The organism is Enterococcus mundtii, from assembly GCF_002947535.1.
GTDB classification, from domain to species: domain Bacteria; phylum Bacillota; class Bacilli; order Lactobacillales; family Enterococcaceae; genus Enterococcus_B; species Enterococcus_B mundtii_B.
The window spans coordinates 12,656-30,813 of record NZ_PUAP01000033.1; the positions used below are offsets into that span (position 1 = coordinate 12,656).

At 39.0% G+C, this 18,158-nt stretch carries 16 protein-coding genes; 3 read left to right on the forward strand and 13 right to left on the reverse strand.

Translation table 11 applies throughout. The annotated features are described in order from the left end of the window. Positions 1–280 precede the first annotated feature (280 nt). From CUS89_RS11155 to srlA, 9 genes are all read right to left on the reverse strand, one after another. Positions 281–2,980 carry an LPXTG cell wall anchor domain-containing protein gene (locus CUS89_RS11155; RefSeq protein ID WP_104872188.1) on the reverse strand — a complete coding sequence of 900 codons (2,700 nt, stop codon included), beginning with the start codon at positions 2,978–2,980 and terminating at the stop codon, positions 281–283. Between the two features lie 766 nt (positions 2,981–3,746). Then, complete coding sequence (locus CUS89_RS11160) at positions 3,747–6,596, reverse strand: GLUG motif-containing protein (RefSeq protein WP_181055357.1); 2,850 nt, start codon at positions 6,594–6,596, stop codon at positions 3,747–3,749. A gap of 746 nt (positions 6,597–7,342) precedes the next feature. After that, positions 7,343–7,699 (reverse strand): PTS glucitol/sorbitol transporter subunit IIA, encoded by a 357-nt coding sequence (locus CUS89_RS11165; RefSeq protein ID WP_104872190.1) that lies wholly within the window; start codon positions 7,697–7,699, stop codon positions 7,343–7,345. A gap of 16 nt (positions 7,700–7,715) precedes the next feature. Continuing rightward, entirely contained in the window at positions 7,716–8,963 is a 1,248-nt protein-coding gene (locus CUS89_RS11170; protein WP_104872191.1) for an NAD(P)H-dependent oxidoreductase, read from the reverse strand. A gap of 20 nt (positions 8,964–8,983) precedes the next feature. Then, a complete protein-coding gene (locus CUS89_RS11175) occupies positions 8,984–9,355 on the reverse strand; it encodes a transcriptional regulator GutM (RefSeq protein WP_104872192.1) in 372 nt (123 codons plus the stop codon). Between the two features lie 21 nt (positions 9,356–9,376). Continuing rightward, positions 9,377–10,369, reverse strand: a complete 993-nt coding sequence (locus CUS89_RS11180) for a 2-hydroxyacid dehydrogenase (RefSeq protein ID WP_258082416.1) — start codon at positions 10,367–10,369, stop codon at positions 9,377–9,379. 20 nt (positions 10,370–10,389) lie between these two features. Then, positions 10,390–11,445 (reverse strand): zinc-dependent alcohol dehydrogenase, encoded by a 1,056-nt coding sequence (locus tag CUS89_RS11185; protein WP_104872194.1) that lies wholly within the window; start codon positions 11,443–11,445, stop codon positions 10,390–10,392. 22 nt (positions 11,446–11,467) lie between these two features. Further along, on the reverse strand, positions 11,468–12,490 hold the full coding sequence (gene srlE / locus CUS89_RS11190) for a PTS glucitol/sorbitol transporter subunit IIB (protein ID WP_104872195.1): 1,023 nt from the start codon (positions 12,488–12,490) through the stop codon (positions 11,468–11,470). 20 nt (positions 12,491–12,510) lie between these two features. Further along, a complete protein-coding gene (gene srlA, locus CUS89_RS11195) occupies positions 12,511–13,044 on the reverse strand; it encodes a PTS glucitol/sorbitol transporter subunit IIC (protein WP_104872196.1) in 534 nt (177 codons plus the stop codon). A 196-nt stretch (positions 13,045–13,240) separates the two neighbouring features. Between srlA and CUS89_RS11200 the strand changes: the two genes are divergently transcribed. The 3 genes from CUS89_RS11200 (at position 13,241) to CUS89_RS11210 (ending at position 14,935) form a co-directional block, all read left to right on the forward strand. Beyond that, positions 13,241–14,188, forward strand: coding sequence for a sugar-binding transcriptional regulator (locus CUS89_RS11200; RefSeq protein WP_104872197.1), 948 nt, complete (start codon positions 13,241–13,243; stop codon positions 14,186–14,188). Between the two features lie 146 nt (positions 14,189–14,334). Next, positions 14,335–14,478 (forward strand): type I toxin-antitoxin system toxin PepG1, encoded by a 144-nt coding sequence (pepG1, locus tag CUS89_RS11205; protein WP_181055358.1) that lies wholly within the window; start codon positions 14,335–14,337, stop codon positions 14,476–14,478. Positions 14,479–14,788: 310 nt separating this feature from the next. Further along, positions 14,789–14,935 (forward strand): putative holin-like toxin, encoded by a 147-nt coding sequence (locus CUS89_RS11210; RefSeq protein ID WP_010734785.1) that lies wholly within the window; start codon positions 14,789–14,791, stop codon positions 14,933–14,935. A 216-nt stretch (positions 14,936–15,151) separates the two neighbouring features. On the opposite strand, the gene CUS89_RS11215 is transcribed toward CUS89_RS11210, so the two are convergent. The 4 genes from CUS89_RS11215 to CUS89_RS11230 form a co-directional block, all read right to left on the reverse strand. Then, positions 15,152–15,286 (reverse strand): helix-turn-helix transcriptional regulator, encoded by a 135-nt coding sequence (locus CUS89_RS11215; RefSeq protein WP_308726891.1) that lies wholly within the window; start codon positions 15,284–15,286, stop codon positions 15,152–15,154. A gap of 162 nt (positions 15,287–15,448) precedes the next feature. Then, on the reverse strand, positions 15,449–16,522 hold the full coding sequence (locus CUS89_RS11220; RefSeq protein ID WP_104872199.1) for an ABC transporter substrate-binding protein: 1,074 nt from the start codon (positions 16,520–16,522) through the stop codon (positions 15,449–15,451). Beyond that, a complete protein-coding gene (locus tag CUS89_RS11225) occupies positions 16,519–17,349 on the reverse strand; it encodes an ABC transporter permease (RefSeq protein ID WP_104872200.1) in 831 nt (276 codons plus the stop codon). The genes CUS89_RS11220 and CUS89_RS11225 overlap by 4 nt, the downstream gene beginning before the upstream one ends. Then, a complete protein-coding gene (locus tag CUS89_RS11230; protein WP_019723761.1) occupies positions 17,346–18,152 on the reverse strand; it encodes an ABC transporter permease in 807 nt (268 codons plus the stop codon). Before CUS89_RS11230 ends, CUS89_RS11225 begins: the two co-directional genes overlap by 4 nt. Positions 18,153–18,158: the final 6 nt, after the last annotated feature.

Sequence of the window (18,158 nt, forward strand, 5' to 3'; positions counted from 1 at the left end):
TTTTGATGAGTACGTTTCTTTTGACTCTCATACTTGATCTTTCTTTATAGTATACTCGAAAGAATCAGCAAATAGAAGTTTGAGTCCGCAGTCGACGTTTGTCTGTAGTATGACTACTCACTGATCTTCACTATCCATTTTTAATCAACAAAAAAAGATTGAGACAATCATGTTAGTTCTCAGAAATAGTCCAAAACCTAAAAATCCGAAAAACAAATTCTAGGTTCATAGAAATATTTCTTGACGCTATACACAATTAGCTCAATCTTTATGTCATCGCTTAATTACTTTTCTTACGTTTCAGCCAGCTAGCTAAAGCTGTGCCTACCGCTCCAAAACCAAGCAGTGCGAATGTACTAGCTACTTCGCCAGTATTCGGTAATTTATCGCCTCTGCCAGAACTTCTAGTAGAGGCGGCATTAGTAGCAATATTTCCATTGCCACTTCCCGCAGGATTCCCACTTGGGGTAGTACCAGGTTGATTATTTCCTGAAGGTCCCCCACCGTTATTTCCAGTATTTCCGCCAGTTCCTCCATTGCCATTATTACCTCCTCCGCCATTACCTCCCGAAAGCGCTGTATTGAGCATGATTGGTTCAGACTCTTCCCCTTGTGAAAAGTTGGTACTTTCATCTGAAATAGCAGTGATCCAATACGTGGTGTTGGCATTTAAGCCTGCAAAAGCGCCATCTACTGCTGCTATACCATCTGCATACGTAACAACACGTGCAAGTGGATTGACCTGAGGATTTGTATCGTAAATCAGGAATGTCACATCTTGCAGTAATTCTTCTACATGGTCATGGTACCATTGTTCACCAGGAGTATCCGGTGTATCATCATGATGAAGAAGCGCGGTACCCGCAATCGTGATTACTTCATGGGTATTGTTTTGTGCAGCTAGTTCTTCGTCAATCCTTAAAAAGGCACCGGCTGCCTTCGTAATCGCTTCGACATCAAAGATATCGACAATACGGTAGGCATCATTTTCCATAGTTGGTAATTTCGTGACATCATAATTGGAAAGATCAATAGCTCCCCAGTCAAGTGCCCAATTCTCTCCTTTGATCGTATCCGTTCCAGTAATGCTATCTGTATATCGGAAGGATTCTTCTAGCCAAATCACGTCTTCCCCAGGTGCTAAGCCCATTAATGTTGGCGCAGCAAAATGATCGATTTCTGTCGTCCCATTGAATCCACGAGCAAAAACTGTTCCTTTTTCTAAAAGGATTTCAGCTGGCACGACTTCAATAATCGCTTTATTCCAATTTTGTCCTGGTTCTAATGTAGTGAGCCGTCTGATCGGTGTAGCAGTGATCTCGTATGTGCCAATACTTGTGATCTCCAAAATCAAGTAGCGGCCATCTTCTGAAACACTAATTCCATCTGCATCTGTCCCAAAGAGATAATCATCTGGATTGCCCCCACGACCAAATACAGAAAAGGCATTTGAGAGGGAAATTCGCGTTTCTACTCCACCATACGGTACTTGGACTGTTTCACCCAACGCATCAATAGGCAAAGTATCAACTTCACTTCCAAGACCTAATTTAGGATAGTTTGTCTCAGTATCCCATACCCAAATACTATCGAAATCCCAACCATTAGATTCGTAAGTATTTCGTGTACGCAATTCAATGACATCCAATGGTTCAATGACATCTGGAGTAACAGGCCCTTCTACATAAACTCCATTATTTAATACTTTCGAATGATTATAGTAATAATTATGGAGGTTCGTACTATTAAAACCAAAATGATCGACGTTAGATTCTCCGGTTACGTCCCCCATCGCATAGCTGTTTTGAACCTCGGAATATTCGGCATCCCCGACAAATCCACCAACATTTGCAACGCCAACGACAGACCCCGTACTATAACTTCGTCCGACTGGTTCAGCAAGAGAATGTATCCCACCAATAAATCCACCAACGCCAGTTATTCCAACTACATCTCCTGTAGCGTAAGAATCAATCACTGTACTATAAATGTGCTGTATTCCAATCAATCCGCCATGATTACTGCCTTCTGTACTAGTCACATTCCCCATTGCATAGGAACGACTGACATGGCCATATCTATTATACCCAATCAATCCGCCGACATTGGATGTATTAGCCGTTACATCACCTGTGGCATAACTGTCCACCACTGTATTGCTATTTGCTCCAATCAATCCGCCAACAGCTTGCGGTGAATCATTCAGATCTCTGTTTACTGTGACCGTGGCAGAAGAAGAAGAACGGATAACAGCAGTTCCATGAAGTCTGTTTACCATAGATCCCACTAATCCGCCAACATAACCTCCACTAGCTTCAATCCTTCCGCCGACAACAGCAGAATCAGTGACAGTCGTTGGTTTTGAATTTACATCGTTGATTCGACCAATCAATCCACCGATCGCCTCACCATTTAACCCTCCCGAAACTTGTGGATTTTCGAGTGTGATCCCCGATATTCTCGCACCGTCAGTCACACCGAAGAAACCGCGATTGCCCGTATCTCCAGCTTGGGCACCAGATGTAACCCGCATATTACGGATCACTGTCCCAGGCTCAGCTGTAAGACTTCCAGTAAATTTTGTTGCTAAAGTTGCTCCATATCCAACAGGTATCCAATCTGAAGTAAGTGTGATATCATTCATCAGATGATAATGCGCTGTTAGATCATTTCGTATTTCATTCAATTCAGCTTCAGTTGTGATTTGGAATGGAAAACTGACAGAACCATTACCTACCCCTGAAAATAAAGGATCAATAGCCATTTCGCTTGTCTCTTCAGACAATGGCAACTGATCCCCTATCATTTGTTCTGATGTTTCTTGATTGATTTCTTCCTCCATTGCTTCTTTTTCAACAATTGTGTGACTTATTGCCTCATTGACCTCTAAAACATTTGCAAAAGTCGGCACTGTTTGCGCTAACAACATGGAGCTCAAAAAGATATTGGCAATCAGTTTTTTCTTACTCAACCTAACCATAAAAACCACCCTTTCATTTCTAACTATTTTTTAATTAACAATATTATTATCTCATAAAATAATAATAAAATAAATTTTTTAGCTGTTTAAAAGGCTTTTATAATTAGATAACTCTAATTATATTATAACTAAATGTTTTTTATCAATCATTTTAAAATAGATATTTTATCTGAACTATTTTTTTATTGAACCAGTTGCAAAATAAGAAAACAATCGATATTAAAACATCATTATGTTTATGAACGTCTATTTTACTCTCTAATAAAGTCGACGTGCATCAGGTAATAGAAAATTTAAACAAGAGATCGTCGGATGATGTTCGAAAGACTTATCTATAAGTCTTTAACTATAGCCCTCACCGAACAGTTACAATGTTTTCCATTTAGTATAATAAAAATCGGATGACTTGTTTTTACACTTAAAATTAAATAATAAAATCATTTTATTATTTTTGTGGTAAAGATAATAACTTATGAGGTGACTATTCACACATTCATACAAAAATCCACTCGTGTAATCATTGAACAAATAGTTGATATTCGTTATTTTATTTTGTTTTAATAACAAATATCCAAAATAATATTTTATTCATAACAGCCAAGATAAAATAAAAAAATAACATCTTTAATTAAAAAATCGCTACCTTAAATTGTATCAAAAGCAACCAAATTCACTAAATAACCCACAACATCCAAGAAGAATTCTGGATGTTATGGGTTATTTCCCTACACTTTGTTATTCAGTTAATTGAACAAAAATTTGTGCACTATTCTTTTTTCGCTTGCTTTACCCAGTTAGCTACAACTACAGCTATTGCTGCTGACCCAACAAGCATCCAAGGACCAACTGTGGAACCTGCTTTCGGAAGGTTACCGCCTCTCACTGACTGATTATTACCCCGATTTGATGCTAGATTGGTTCCACTAGGCAGCGTACCAGCATTTACATTATTACCTGTTGACCCAGTACCACCGGTTCCATCAGTTCCATCAGATTCACTAGTTCCACCAGTTCCATCTTCTCCTCCAGCTCCACCAGATTCATTTTCTCCTCCAGGTTCTTCTCCTCCTCCACTTAGAGAAGTCGTGCTAAGCATGATTGGGTCAGATTCTTCCCCTGCTAAAAAGTTGTCGCTCTCATCTGAAATTGCAGTGATCCAATAGGTAGTGTTGGCACTTAATCCTACAAAAACCCCATCTACCGCTGCTACACCATCCGCATAAGCTACTACTCGTGCAAGCGGAGTGGCTTGCGGGTCTGTGTCATAAATCAGAAAAGTTATATCTTGAAGCAACTCATCCGCATGGTCATGGTACCAGTGCTCGCCTGGTGTATCTGGGGTATCGTCATGATGGAGAAGCGCGGTACCCGCAATGGTGATTACTTCATGGGTATTGTTTTGTTTTGCTAATTCCTCGTCAATTCTAAGAAATGCACCGTTTGCTTTGGTGATTGCTTCGACATCAAAGACATCTGTGACAAGATACTCACCATTTTCCAGAGTCGGTAAGCCGGTAACATCATAGTTGGAAAGGTTGACTGTGCCCCAATCAAGGGTCCAATTCGCTCCTTCGATCGTATTCGTTCCAGCAGCACTATTCGTATATTGGAAGCTAGCTTCTTGCCAAATCACCTCATCTTCAGGCGCTAACCCAGCTAACGTTGGCATATCGAAATGATCAATTTCTGTCGTTCCATTAAACGTACGAGAAAAGACCGTACCTTTTTCCAACACAATTTCAGCCGGAGTCACTTCGATGATCGCTTTATTCCAATTCTGCCCAGGTTCTAACACAGTGATACGACTGATTGGTGTCGCAGTAACTTCATAAATCCCAACACTAGAAATTTCCAAGATCAAATCCATACCATCGGCTGAGATACTCACTCCGTCGGCATTTGTCTCAAAAAGATAATCATCTGGGTTTCCACCACGTCCGAACAAAGAAAAGGCATCGGTGAGCGGAATCCTTGTTTCTGCTCCACTGTAAGATACTTGAAGGGTCTCTCCTAATGCATCAATCGGTAAAGTATCAATCTCGTTACCTAGTCCTAACTTAGGGTAATTGCTTGCACTATCCCATACCCAAGTACTTCCGAAATCCCAGCTACTTGATTCATAGGTCGCTTGTGTGCGCAATTCAATGACATCTAAAGGTTCGATGACATCTTCGATCACTTGACCACCGACTGGAACCCCATTGTATAAAGCCTCAGAGTTATTGTAGTAGTAATTGTTGCTATTCGTACCACCTAAACCGAAATGATCCACATTTGAATCTCCAGTTACATCACCCATTGCATAACTGTTTTTGATTACCAGAGAGCCGGCATTACCGACAAAACCGCCAACATAATCAACGCCAGATACATGTCCTGTACTATAGTTGCGTGCTACTCCAAACGCATCGGGATGAATGGCTCCAATAAAACCTCCGACATTCAATCCTCCAATGACATCTCCTGTCGCATAGGAATCTTCTACTGTACTGTAGTAGTCGTGTCCGCCAATCAACCCTCCCACGTTTATATTTTCCGGGCTATCAATATTCCCGGTTGCATACGAACGGCTGACTATCCCAAAACTATTCAAACCAATTAAGCCACCAGTATTGGTAGTATTCGCCGTGACATCTCCTGTCGCATAACTATCTACAACTTCAATTGCATTTACTCCGATCAACCCACCAACAGCTTGAGGATACATGTTAGGATTTGCTTTAACTGTTATCGTTGCTGAAGAAGACGAGCGAGCGACAATAGTTCCTTGCATATAATCCGCCATATATCCGATTAACCCACCAACATAGCTTCCACTCGCTTCGATACTTCCTCCAACGACAGCAGAATCAGTGATAGTCGTCGGTATCGATTTTTGAATAGTCACTCGTCCAACCAATCCACCTATATTATTCCCATAAAGTCCGCCTACAACACGTGGATTCTCAAGTGTGATCCCCGAAATCGTTGCACCATCTACCACTCCGAAGAATCCGCGATTGCCCAGATCCCCCGCTTGTTCTCCCGAAGTAACTACCATATTGCGGATGACTGTTCCGGGTTTAGCAGTAAAACTTCCAGTAAATTTCGTTGCTAAAGTTGTCCCATAACCAATAGGAAGCCATTCTGAAGTAAGTGTGATATCATTCATCAATCGATAATGCGCTGTTAAGTCCTCACGCATCTCATTCAATTCTGCTTCAGTAGTGATTTGGAATGGTGAAGTGACAGAACCATCACCCTCCCCTGAAAAGAAAGACTCAACAACTGATTCTCCTGTCTCCTCTAACTCTTCAACTAACGGCAATTGCTCCTCAAGCAGTAGTTCTGGTGCTTCTAACGATTCTTGGTCAGTTTCTTCAGTTACCATGACCACATCACTGTCATCGTTGTTATCATCAGTCAAAAGATCCAGTTCGCTAGATGTAGTTTCATCATTTGAGACTTCATCATCGAAGGTTTCTATTTCTTCATCTATTGTCTCTTCTTCAACAAACGTTTGTTTTATTGGATCGATATCCTCCAAAACGTTCGCAAAAGTCGGTACTGTTTGCGCTAATACCATTGAACTTAAAAGTATATTTGCAATGAGTTTTTTCTTGTTCAGTTTAACCATAAATATATCCACCTTCCATCCTCTAATCATATTTTAATTTATGTATAAATTATCTCATAAAACAATTGATAAATGAACTTTTTTACTATTTGAACAACACTTATAATTAGAAAACTCTAATTATATTATAACCAAACGTTTTTTTATTTAGTATATTAAAGTTCATGTTTACTCAATGCAACTTCTTATTATTCCTTTTACATCAATAAAGAAACACGAGATATTAAAACATTGTTATGCTAAGTATCTCGCACTGATTCCTTCACTTAAATAAAACGATTACATCTTTCGAATAGGAAAATCTTCACTTTTACATTAAACACTTCAATGTGAATGACTCATGAATAGACCTTCGTTTTTATTGTCTCAAATGATGTTTATAATGTTTCAAGAAAATAGAAAAACATTACGTCCTCAGATGATTCTCTTTTCTCTTAGAAATAAAATGATAAGCAGATTCTCTTGTGTTCTCAGAGGAGTATCCGTCAAACATACAATTATTATCCATCCACTGTGAATATTTATTCCATCAATCAATAAATAGACGGTTCATTTTCGTTATTTTACTTTCCTATTAAAATCCCTGTCGTAGTTGATCAAAGCAAGTAAAAGCAAAAAAAATCACTCAAAGACAAATAATCTTTGAGTGATTCTTTTTTTATTATTTCACTATTCTTTCTTTTGGCTATCGATCAATCGCGGTGACAAATAATTAGGTATATCGTATAAGTCGGGCTTTCCTTATGTTACTCAATCGTAATCTCGTCTCCTAAACCAAGTGTCGGAAACACTTTGGGTTCCACTAAAATTGCCCCAGGAAGAATCTCGTTGTTTTCAGTTTCTCTAAAATAAATCGAGATATGTCCTAGCGATTCATAATTCGCATTTGCTTCTGAGCCGACTTCAAGTATTCTATATTTATTTTGACCAATCGTTAGCGCACCATTTTTTCTAAGCACATTTTCTGGTTTAGACACGTTCTCATGGATAACACAAATATCTCTTAATTCAGGAGGTGCTTCCGGTCCAAAAAGAACGAGTAAAAATTCTTCCGCAAAATCTTCAACAATATGGCCGATTTCGGTTATTTTTGTTTTATGCATCGTCACCCTCCTATTCTTATGCGAATGTTTCGTCTTGTAATCGACGGATTTTGAACACCGTTGTCGACTCATCTAGTTCGATATCATCTACTGTCAAGAATGCACCATCTTTGATGTCACGTTTAGCTACTGAACTACCACCAACTAAACCGATTGGTACATTGCCATTTTTCTTCATGTCAGCATGCGTTTCAAGTACACCTCGGACGCAATAGCCTCCAATGCCATCAATTTTCTCTCCTGCTTTGATATCACGTTTGGCAACAGCAACTGTTTCTGAAATCGGTGCCCCCATAGGAACAATCGCAGTGTCATTTTCTAAGACTGCACGAGCAATCGTCAATGGTGTTTCTAAACTACATAGATGATAAGGACGATACAAGAGATGATGATCTCTGTCCCCTTTTTTCATTAAATAGTTCAACTCATGTTGAACTCCTTCGTTTTGCCCTTTCACGATACAGAATATTCCTGGTGCAATTCCATCAACGTACTCAACTACACCAAAACTATTTAAGATCCCACCATTTTCTTTCAAATCCAATTTCTCGACTGTCCCATCTAAATCAGCAGAAATCCCATGCATACCGACAACATCAGGTAAGTAACCGATCGCGTTTGAAAGGAGGTTCATTTCTGCCATCGTTTTTGTACCATCTTGGAAAGCAGCTAACATGTGGCTGTTCATTCCTTTTGCATCAGCTTCCGCTTGAGCTGTATCAGGATTTGCACTTACTTTCAAGGCATTGTTTTTCCCTTTCCCTGCGACTAATACTTCCATTCCCATACTCTTAGCAAATTCGTACATCTGAACGGTTGCTGCTGGCTCATCTCCATCTGATCCTGTGTAGATCAATCCAGCCGCATCATACAGCTGTTTCATCAAAGGTCCCACAGTAATGTCGATTTCCACGTTCAATAGAACTAAGTGTTTTTTTGCAATCAATGTTGCTAACGCAATTTTGGCTCCAGCTTCTGGTACCCCTGTGGCGTCAACAATAATTTCTACATTATCGGAATTAACGATTTCTTTGAAATCTGTACTGGTAAAAATGTTGATTTTCTGATCGGCACTCGCATTATAGGCATCTGCCGCTCGTTTTGCAGCGTCTAGATTAATGTCACTGATCCCACCAACGATCATTCCAGGAATCGTTGAGATTTGTGAAACCATCCCAAAACCCATTTGCCCTGCACCAATGACTCCCACTTTGATTGGTGCACCGTGTTTTTCTCTTTGTAAAAGCTTTCCATATAACGTCATTATTGTTCCTCCAAAATAGTTTATTTTCTTTCATTTGCGATGAACTCGATGGCTTGAGTGAGTGCTTCGCCATATTTTCCGTTCAAAAGATGCGCAGGAATTTCTGTGATCGATTGTCCGTTAACTTCTTCAAAAGGTTTGAATTTTGCAAAGATCGTTAAGCCAGACATCACCTGACACTCTTCCACAACACCGTCAAGACTGGTGACCATCAACACAATATTTCTTTTTTTGAATGTACTTTGTGTCATACCTATACCAAAATAACCTTCTGAGTTATTTTGTATGATCTGATTGACTGTCTTTTTGTAATAATTGGAATGCCTGATTGAAGTTACGATATTCAACCCAAGTAGTACAATGACAAGCAGTACTAAACGAATCTCACCCATAGGAAAATTCCACTCCTGTCTTTAAAGATATTCATTTACTATGCGATTTGCTAAAATCTTCGGTGAATTGGCAAAATTCCCAATTGTCGATCCAGCGATATGTGGCGTGATCGTGACATTTTCTAAACTCAAATATGGATGATCAGTTGGTAATGGTTCTTGTTCGAAGACATCCACTGCCGCACCTGTGATTTCTTTGGTTTGCAAAGCTTCGATCAAATCATTCTCGTTGATCAAGCCTGATCTAGCGCTGTTGATGATCACCGCAGAGTTTTTCATTTTTTTGAAATGTGCTTCATTGATCATATTTTTCGTTTGGTCAGTCAAACGATAATGCATCGAAACGATATCTGCTTGTTCGATGAGTTCATCTAGAGAAACTTGAGTATCCTCTGTTTCGCCTTTGAAATAATCATCGAAGAAAATGATTTTCCCACCAAACGGGCGTACTAAGTTCGCAACTTTTTGACCAATCGCGCCGTAACCAATCAAGCCGACAACCGATTCTTTCAATTCAGGCGTCAAGACACCATTTGGATAGTGTTTCTCCCATTCACCATTACGTAATTTTCGATCTGCTCTGGCAATATTACGTATTTCCGAAAGCATCAATCCAACCGTATATTCCGATACACTCGTCTCACTACGCCCTGGAGTATTGAAAACAGTGATTCCTTTTTCTTCTGCATATTCACGGTTGACATTTTCAATGCCAGCACGTAATACGCCAACAAATTTTAAATTTTTTGCCTGATCAATAACCTTTTTTCCTACGGGAGCGAATTGCGTGATCAGGTAATCATATGCTTCGATTCCTTCCATTAAATAGTCTGGGAGATCTACTGATTCGCTACCTCGTTTTTCTAAAGTGATATTATCTTTTTGTAAAGCTTCCAAGTCAGAATGTTGCCACTCTTTCACTTCCACTTCGATGCCTTTTTCCTTCAATAAAGCTAACCCGTCATCCATCATCTTTTTATCAATGAATAAATCTGCAATTGCCAAACATTTCATCACTTGCTCGCTCCTTTGGATTAATCTAAAGTTACTGATACTCGATAATTTCCTGGTGTACTTGCTGTTTCAAAAGCTTTTTGGATATCATCTAATGGAATATGCGTCTCCACCAGTTTTGAAACATCCACTCTGCCAGTATTCAACATTTGTGCTGCATCGTAAAAATCTTCTAATGTTGAACCATATGTTCCAATCAACTCTAAACGCATATAATGGACTTTATTGGGATCGACATCCATTTCTGGTGCAGGATAACCCGCAGCATACATCGATATTTTCCCATCTTTTGGTTTGACCATTTCTAACGCTTGATTGTTGGCAATCGTTAGACCAACTGCGACGATCACGATATCTGCACCTTTGCCATTCGTTAATTCTTTTACTCGTTGAACAGGATCTTCTTTTTTAGGATTGACCACTTCAAAGCCCATTGATTCAGCAATCTCGACTTTCTTTTCCATCAACTCAGAAACGATGACTCTAGCGCCGAATGCTCGTGCCGTTTCAGCGTTAAGTAAACCCATTGTTCCTCCACCGATCACGACTACCGTATCCGTACCAGATTTGATTCTCAATTTTTTCATATTCTGGATCACCGAAGAGAGCGGTTCAACAAACGCTGCTTCTGATGGCGCTAAATCTGGACTCATCTTGACAAAGCTCTTTGCTTTTCTGATAAAATAATTCGCAAAGCCAAAGATTCCATAAAATTCATCCGAATAATTTTTACCAAACTGCTTGATATTTTCACAACCTGTGACTTCCCCATGCTTACATTCATCGCAGTAACCACAGTAGTCATAGATCACGCTCACCCGATCACCTACTTCAAACGTTGCACCGACTTTACTGCCTTTTGCAACGATCGTTCCTGTCCCCTCATGACCACCTGCCATTGGATACCCTTGGTGTTCTCTTAAACCTTGCCACTGTTGATAATCAGTAGTACAAATGTTACACGCATCTTGCTTCACCAAAATTTCATCATCTAATAACTCTGGCATGGGCATCTCGGCGACTTTTGCTTTCCCTTTTTCTGCTAAATATGCGAATTTAATTTTATTTGGAATCATATTTCCACCTCTTTTTATATTTTTAAAGTCCAAATGACATGAAGTAAGCAACAACTACCGCTAACGGACCAGTAATCACACGAGAAAATAAAATAGCTGGAACGCCAGAAGAAATCGTATCAGGTCTTGCCTCCCCTAAAGTCATACCCACTGGAGCAAAATCACAACCAACTTGAGAGTTTATAGCAAATAATGCAGGTAAAGCATAGTGAGCTGGAATGGTACCGTTTGCAATTTCTGTTCCAATCAGCAATCCAATGACAGACGCAATAACTGCGCCTGGAGCGAGTAGTGGCGATAGAAAAGGCAAACTAGTGATTAGACCTAGAACAACTAAACCAATCAAACTTCCAGCTAGTGGTGATAAGACACGAGCAATCAGATTTCCGATACCTGTGTAATTGATGATCCCGATCAAGGTAGCTACAAAAGCCATGAAAGGGATAATATTCGTCATTACTGTGTCGATCGTTTCTCGTCCTGCTTGGTACATGATATTGATAAATGTTCCAGCTCCACGTCCAATCATATCGATAAATCCTAAGAACCCTTTTCTTTTCATTGTATCTGCAGAGGCTTCAACAGTAGTTTCTTTCTCTTTGACAGCTACCTTTTCATCGTGCAAGACCTCTTTTGGAACAACTGTTACAGTTTGTATCGTTTCTTCAGATGATTCACCATCGACTAGCTGTAAATCATTCACTGTGGTACCCGATACAAAGATATCTTCCGTCATAAACTTAGCCAGCGGACCTGAAGGCGCTTGCAGTTTGACGTTGATCGTTGGAATTCTCATACGAGGGTACGTACCACATCGTGCTGTTCCTCCACAGTCAATGACAGCGGCAAGTGTTTCTTCTTTTTCAACTGGATTTTTAAATGAGTCCACTGCGGTCGTTCCCGTTAATTCAGCAATTTTTTCCGCTACCGGATGGATGCCACCACCCGTAACACTAATAATATATTTCTTTTTATTATCAGGAACTAAGGTCAATGGACCACCCCAGCCACCATTTCCTTTATTGACGATTACCTTTCTTACCATTCGCTCTCCTCCTATTTCATTCAGGCGTTCACAGCTTTTTTCTTGTCACGACTTGCCAATACAGCAGCGATTCTTTCAGTTAAAACACCACGGATCAAAATAACAACAAATCCTGCTAAAAGGTAGCGTAAGCCTAACTCACTCTGATTTCCTACTTGGGCATACCCTGAAGCGACACCCAGGAAAACAAATAACTCTGCTGAGTTCGCATGAGGAAAGAGTCCGACAATCGGATGCAACATGGAAACCGTTGAGTCATAATACGCTGCTTTATGTTCTTCTTTTAAAAAGCGGCCAAAGGTGTAGCACATCGGATTCGTCAAGAAAAAACAAGCTAAAAATGGAATCAACGTGTATCTAAGAATCATGAATTTTGTACATATTTGCATAAATCCAAACACTCGGTCTTCACCGATGATCTTGATTAAAGCGTTTACAAATAAAATCAAAGTAATCAAAAGCGGCACTATCCCAGTAAGAAACCCCATAAATGTGTCTGCTCCAGCTTGAAACATCCCGATGAAACCGTCTGAAAGCTTTACTAAAAAATCCATAACCTTCCTCCTATAATAAAATTTGGTGCTCCTGCTCTTTGGTATCAAACGATATTTTCTGTGTCATTTGATACCTTCGGGTTTATAATATCAAGTGACACAATTATTGTCAAATGGTATTTTCTTTTTTTTTTAATTAATTTAGTATAGAATTGATACATTAAGTAGAATCCAGCGGAACAAAAAGGAGAAAAAAATGAATAGGTCTGAAGAAAGAAATTTAATTAAAGTTGCTACCCTTTATTACAAAGAAGGTTTGACACAAGTAGAAATATCAAAAAAGATGGGCGTTTCTCGTTCCTTGATTTCAAAATGGTTAGTTGCTGCCAGAAATCAAGGATTTATTGAATTCTTCTTCAATAGCGAGGAAGTCTATTCCGTCAATCTAGAAAATGAATTGGAGAAAAAATTTGGGTTAAATTCAGCTACTGTTATTGATACGAATAATCTATCCACTTCTGAGATCGAAAAATTACTTGGACAGACAGCTGCCTTATCGATCAAAAATAAAATTGAAACCGTGCATTCAATTGGTTTATCTTGGGGGAAATCAATCAAAGCATTAGTCACACAGTTTCCATTTGAATCCTATCAAAATAAAGTATTTATTCCCTTGATTGGTGGAATGGGCACAAATAATTTTGATGTCCACTCAAATCAGCTTTGTTATGAGTTTGCAAAAAAAACACGAAGCTCATCAAAATATTTATATGCACCTGCTTTGATCAATGATCCATCTGCAAAAAAAGTACTTGAAAACAATCAGAATATCAAAGAAGTATTAGAAGAAGCTAAGCATGTGGATATGGCGATCGTCAGTATCTCTTCTCCACAACACAGAAATACGATGCAAGACATGGGATACATTACGGACAAAGATATTGCTGAACTTTTAGAACTGGATATCGTTGGCGATATCAACTCTCGCTTCTTTGACAAACAAGGAAAGGAAGTCAATCACTTAGCAAATACGAATGTGATTGGTATCAGTATTGAAGACTTAAAGAAAATCCCTCAAGTCATTGCCATTGCTTATCAAAAAGAGAAATGGTCAGGTATCTACTATGCATGCATCAATCATTTGATTACTGATTTGATTACAACTGATGTGATCGCCAAAGAAATTTTGAACGCAAATTTATAGTATAATTTAGTTTTTTTGAGTAGATAAAAATAAAAAAAACTAGTTATTATCCAAAGTGCAAGGACTCTAACTAGGGTGATATGCTATACTTTTTGGGACAGTAAAGTTGAATGACGGTGGCGACTTCGAAAAAGGTGGTGGTGCTTATGGAGATAAGTACTGAAATCGAGGAAAGGAGAAGCCTTTTGTCCGCATATGAAACAATGCAAACAATTATAGCTTTCGGTATGTTTACCGTTGCTTTAGTTGGTTTGGTTGTTACAATGCTGAAAAATGACAAAGAGAAGTAACCGTCACTTTAGCGAGCCGATGGTTTACTTCTCTTTGAGTTAACTATTACACTTGCCACTAGCTTTTAGCGGTGCTGTCAAAAGGGAACTGTTGACGCAGTTCCTTTTTTCGTTTTTATTATAGCACAGCTTCGGCTTCTTCTTCAATTCTGATTTCTGATTAAGTGTATTTTAAGTGAACATACAAATTTTCCAAAAAAACATCCGTGTTTATCTAAAGTTCAAGGACTCTATCTAGGGCGATATGCTATACTTTTTGGGACAGTAAAGTTGAATGACGGTGGCGACTTCAAAAAAGGTGGTGGTGCTTATGGAGATAAGTACTGAAATCGAAGAAAGGAGAAGCCTTTTGTCTGTTGAAACAGCGTTAGGGCTAATGATCAGTTTCGGTTCATTTACCGCTACTTTGATCTTTGGCATCCTAGCCTTGACCAACAAAAATGACAAAAAGAAATAGCCGTCACTTTTTCCCGGAGACGACTATTTCCACATTAGCATAAAATTCTGTCACCGGGTTTAGCGGTGCTGTCAAAAGGGAACTGTTGACGCAGTTCCTTTTTTCGTTTTTATTATAGCACAACTTCGGCTTCTTCTTCAATTCTGATTGATACATAAGAAGGATTTATGGAGACAACTAATTGGCTGGATGAATAGATTCCGACTTAAAAAACGATTACTCAAAATTTAAGACAACCTTTTTATCCAACCCTTGTGCTAGTTCAATCACTAACTCAATACTAGGATTCATTTCACCTGTCTCAACTCGTGAAATGGTTGATTTATCCTTTACACAATCAATTACGCTAATTAAAGACTATTATTTTCACCTATATTGCTATACTTAAAGCAAAACGCAAAAAAGCGCCTAAAAAGGCGCTCTTGGTAGAAATTTGGAAAACTGAGCTTTTAAAAGTACGTAAACAAAGGTTTTTGTTCCTTGAGTTTTTCCCAGTTTTATTGAGTTTTGCTATCATTTCCGATACATCTTGAATTCCAAAAATAAATCATTATAGATTCCTAAATATTCCGAACCGAGATTTTCGTAAACTTCAAGATGCGAAATCGTTTCATCTGATGGATAAAATTGTTCATCTTCGGAGATTTCTTTTGGTAGCAATGCTTTGGCAGCTTTATTTGGTGTGGAGTAGCCGATGTATTCTGCGTTTTGTGCGGCATTCTCCGGATCGAGCATGAAGTTGATGAAATCATAGGCGCCTTCTTGGTTTTTAGCTGTTTTTGGCATGACGATGTTATCAAACCAAAGATTTGAGCCTTCTGTTGGGATCACATAATGTAAATGTTCATTTTCATACATCATATCTGCTGCTTCACCTGAGAAAGTTACAGCTGCTGATGCCTCTTCGTTGATCATATACATTTTGATCTCATCTGCAACGATTGCTTTAACATTTGGCGTCATTTTATTCAATTTTTGAGCTGCTTCATTTAGTTCGGACATGTCTTTGCTATTCAAAGAATACCCTAAACTATTCAAAGATAAGCCCATCACTTCTCTAGCTCCATCGATCAACATCAAGCTGTCTTTTAATTCTGGTTTCCAAAGATCATCCCAGTGCTTGATTTCTTCTTCATTGAACACTTTATCGTTATACACGATACCCAGTGTTCCCCAGAAATAAGGAATCGAATATTTATTATCAGGGTCGAAATCCAGATCTAAAAAGCGATCATCGATATTGTTCAAGCCTTTGATTTTACTGTGATCTAAAGGCATGACAAGTTTTTCTTCGATCATTTTTTGGATCATGTATTCACTAGGGATGGCAATGTCGTAATTGGTTCCACCTTGTTGGATCTTGGTAAACATGGCTTCGTTCGAGTCAAATGTTTCGTAATTGACTTTATAACCGGATTCTTGTTCAAACTTCGTGATTAGACTAGGATCGATGTAGTCACCCCAGTTATAAATGGTCACGATTTTCGCTCCACTCATTCCGCTCGCTTTTTCTAATTGTCGAACACTGACAAGCAATACACCAATGATCAAGATAATACCGATCAGCAAAGATTGTAATTTTTTCATCGTAAACGAGCCACCTCCTCACGGTTGCGGCGATTTTTTTTCAATCGTTTTGGTCGGTTTTCTTTACTGATAAAGTAGTAACCGATCACTAACACCATCGAGAACAGGAAGACAAGTGCGCTCAATGCGTTGATCTCTAAGCTGATCCCTTGCCGCGCTCTTGAATAGATCTCAACGGATAAAGTAGTAAAGCCGTTCCCTGTCACAAAGAAAGTGACCGCAAAATCATCCAAAGAGTATGTGAACGCCATGAAATAACCGGCAATGATTCCTGGAGATAAAAACGGTAAAATGATATTTTTTACTACTTGGAAATTATTCGCCCCTAAATCTCTCGCAGCATCCACCATCGAATCGTTCATTTCTTGCAATTTTGGCAAGACCATCAAAACAACGATAGGGATACTAAAAGCGATATGGGAAAGTAAAACACTTTGAAAGCCTAATCCAAACCCTAACAGCGTAAAGAAAATCAAAAAACTTGCGCCGATGATCACATCGGGAGAAACAAGTAAAATATTGTTCATGCTCAATAGCGCTGTTCGTGCCTGACGTTTTTTCGTGTAATAGATCCCCATCGCGCCAAATGTCCCGATGATCGTTGCTATCAAAGCCGATAAGAACGCCAACATAAATGTATTCAGTACGATGATGATCAGTCGTGTATCCTCAAATACCGCTTGATAGTTCTCCCAAGTAAAGCCGGTAAAGCTGTTCATCGTTCCGCCTTCATTGAAGGAGTAGAATATCAAATAAAAAATCGGTAAATACAATAATAGAAAAACAACTGTTAGATAGAGATACGACCATTTGAATTTTTTTCTCATGAGCGACCTCCTTTTTTCTTCTCACCAGTTAGTAACATCACAACGAACATAGCGATGATCAAAATCACGCCGATCGTTGAACCCATACCCCAATTTTGTGTCACTAAGAAATGCTGCTCGATTGCTGTACCTAGCGTGATCACTCGATTTCCACCAATCAAACGAGTCAACATGAAAAGGGATAGTGAGGGGATAAAGACTGCTTGTACCCCACTTTTCACACCATTTAACGACAAAGGAAAAATCACTCGGCGAAACGTTTCGAAGTTACTTGCTCCTAGATCTTTACTGGCACTCAATAATGAAGGATTCATTTCTTCCAATGCGTTAAAAATCGGCATGATCATGAAAGGAATCTCGATATACGTCGCCACGAACAAGAAGCTAAAATCAGTAAATAAAATCTGTTGCGGGCCAATGCCGACAAACTCGAAAAAGTGGTTGACACTTCCATGAATACTGAAGATCCCGATAAAGGCATACGCCTTCAACAACAAATTGACCCATGTCGGTAAAATGATCAACATCAACCATAATTGCTTATGCTTCAATTTCGTTAAAAAGTAAGCAGTCGGATAGCTGATCAACAAGGTGAATAATGTAATCAGGAACGCATACCATACCGAATTGATCGTCATGGCGATATAAGTTCCTGAAGTAAAGTACGCAGCATAATTGCTTAATGTAAACTGACCACTCATATCAAAAAAAGATTGATAGATGATCATCAAAACAGGCGCGATCACAAATAATCCAAGCCACAAGACATAAGGGATGGAATAAATCCTACGCATTGTTCTCATATTCTC

Bases quoted from the DNA above. Each gene is read 5' to 3' on its own strand.
- CUS89_RS11220 (WP_104872199.1), bottom strand. From the start codon at position 16,522: ATGAAAAAATTACAATCTTTGCTGATCGGTATTATCTTGATCATTGGT.
- CUS89_RS11175 (WP_104872192.1), bottom strand. From the start codon at position 9,355: ATGGGTGAGATTCGTTTAGTACTGCTTGTCATTGTACTACTTGGGTTG.
- CUS89_RS11160 (WP_181055357.1), bottom strand. From the start codon at position 6,596: ATGGTTAAACTGAACAAGAAAAAACTCATTGCAAATATACTTTTAAGT.
- CUS89_RS11200 (WP_104872197.1), top strand. From the start codon at position 13,241: ATGAATAGGTCTGAAGAAAGAAATTTAATTAAAGTTGCTACCCTTTAT.
- CUS89_RS11170 (WP_104872191.1), bottom strand. From the start codon at position 8,963: ATGACGTTATATGGAAAGCTTTTACAAAGAGAAAAACACGGTGCACCA.
- pepG1 (WP_181055358.1), top strand. From the start codon at position 14,335: ATGGAGATAAGTACTGAAATCGAGGAAAGGAGAAGCCTTTTGTCCGCA.
- CUS89_RS11185 (WP_104872194.1), bottom strand. From the start codon at position 11,445: ATGATTCCAAATAAAATTAAATTCGCATATTTAGCAGAAAAAGGGAAA.
- CUS89_RS11165 (WP_104872190.1), bottom strand. From the start codon at position 7,699: ATGCATAAAACAAAAATAACCGAAATCGGCCATATTGTTGAAGATTTT.
- CUS89_RS11225 (WP_104872200.1), bottom strand. From the start codon at position 17,349: ATGAGAAAAAAATTCAAATGGTCGTATCTCTATCTAACAGTTGTTTTT.
- CUS89_RS11210 (WP_010734785.1), top strand. From the start codon at position 14,789: ATGGAGATAAGTACTGAAATCGAAGAAAGGAGAAGCCTTTTGTCTGTT.
- CUS89_RS11180 (WP_258082416.1), bottom strand. From the start codon at position 10,369: ATGAAATGTTTGGCAATTGCAGATTTATTCATTGATAAAAAGATGATG.
- srlE (WP_104872195.1), bottom strand. From the start codon at position 12,490: ATGGTAAGAAAGGTAATCGTCAATAAAGGAAATGGTGGCTGGGGTGGT.
- CUS89_RS11155 (WP_104872188.1), bottom strand. From the start codon at position 2,980: ATGGTTAGGTTGAGTAAGAAAAAACTGATTGCCAATATCTTTTTGAGC.
- CUS89_RS11230 (WP_019723761.1), bottom strand. From the start codon at position 18,152: ATGAGAACAATGCGTAGGATTTATTCCATCCCTTATGTCTTGTGGCTT.
- srlA (WP_104872196.1), bottom strand. From the start codon at position 13,044: ATGGATTTTTTAGTAAAGCTTTCAGACGGTTTCATCGGGATGTTTCAA.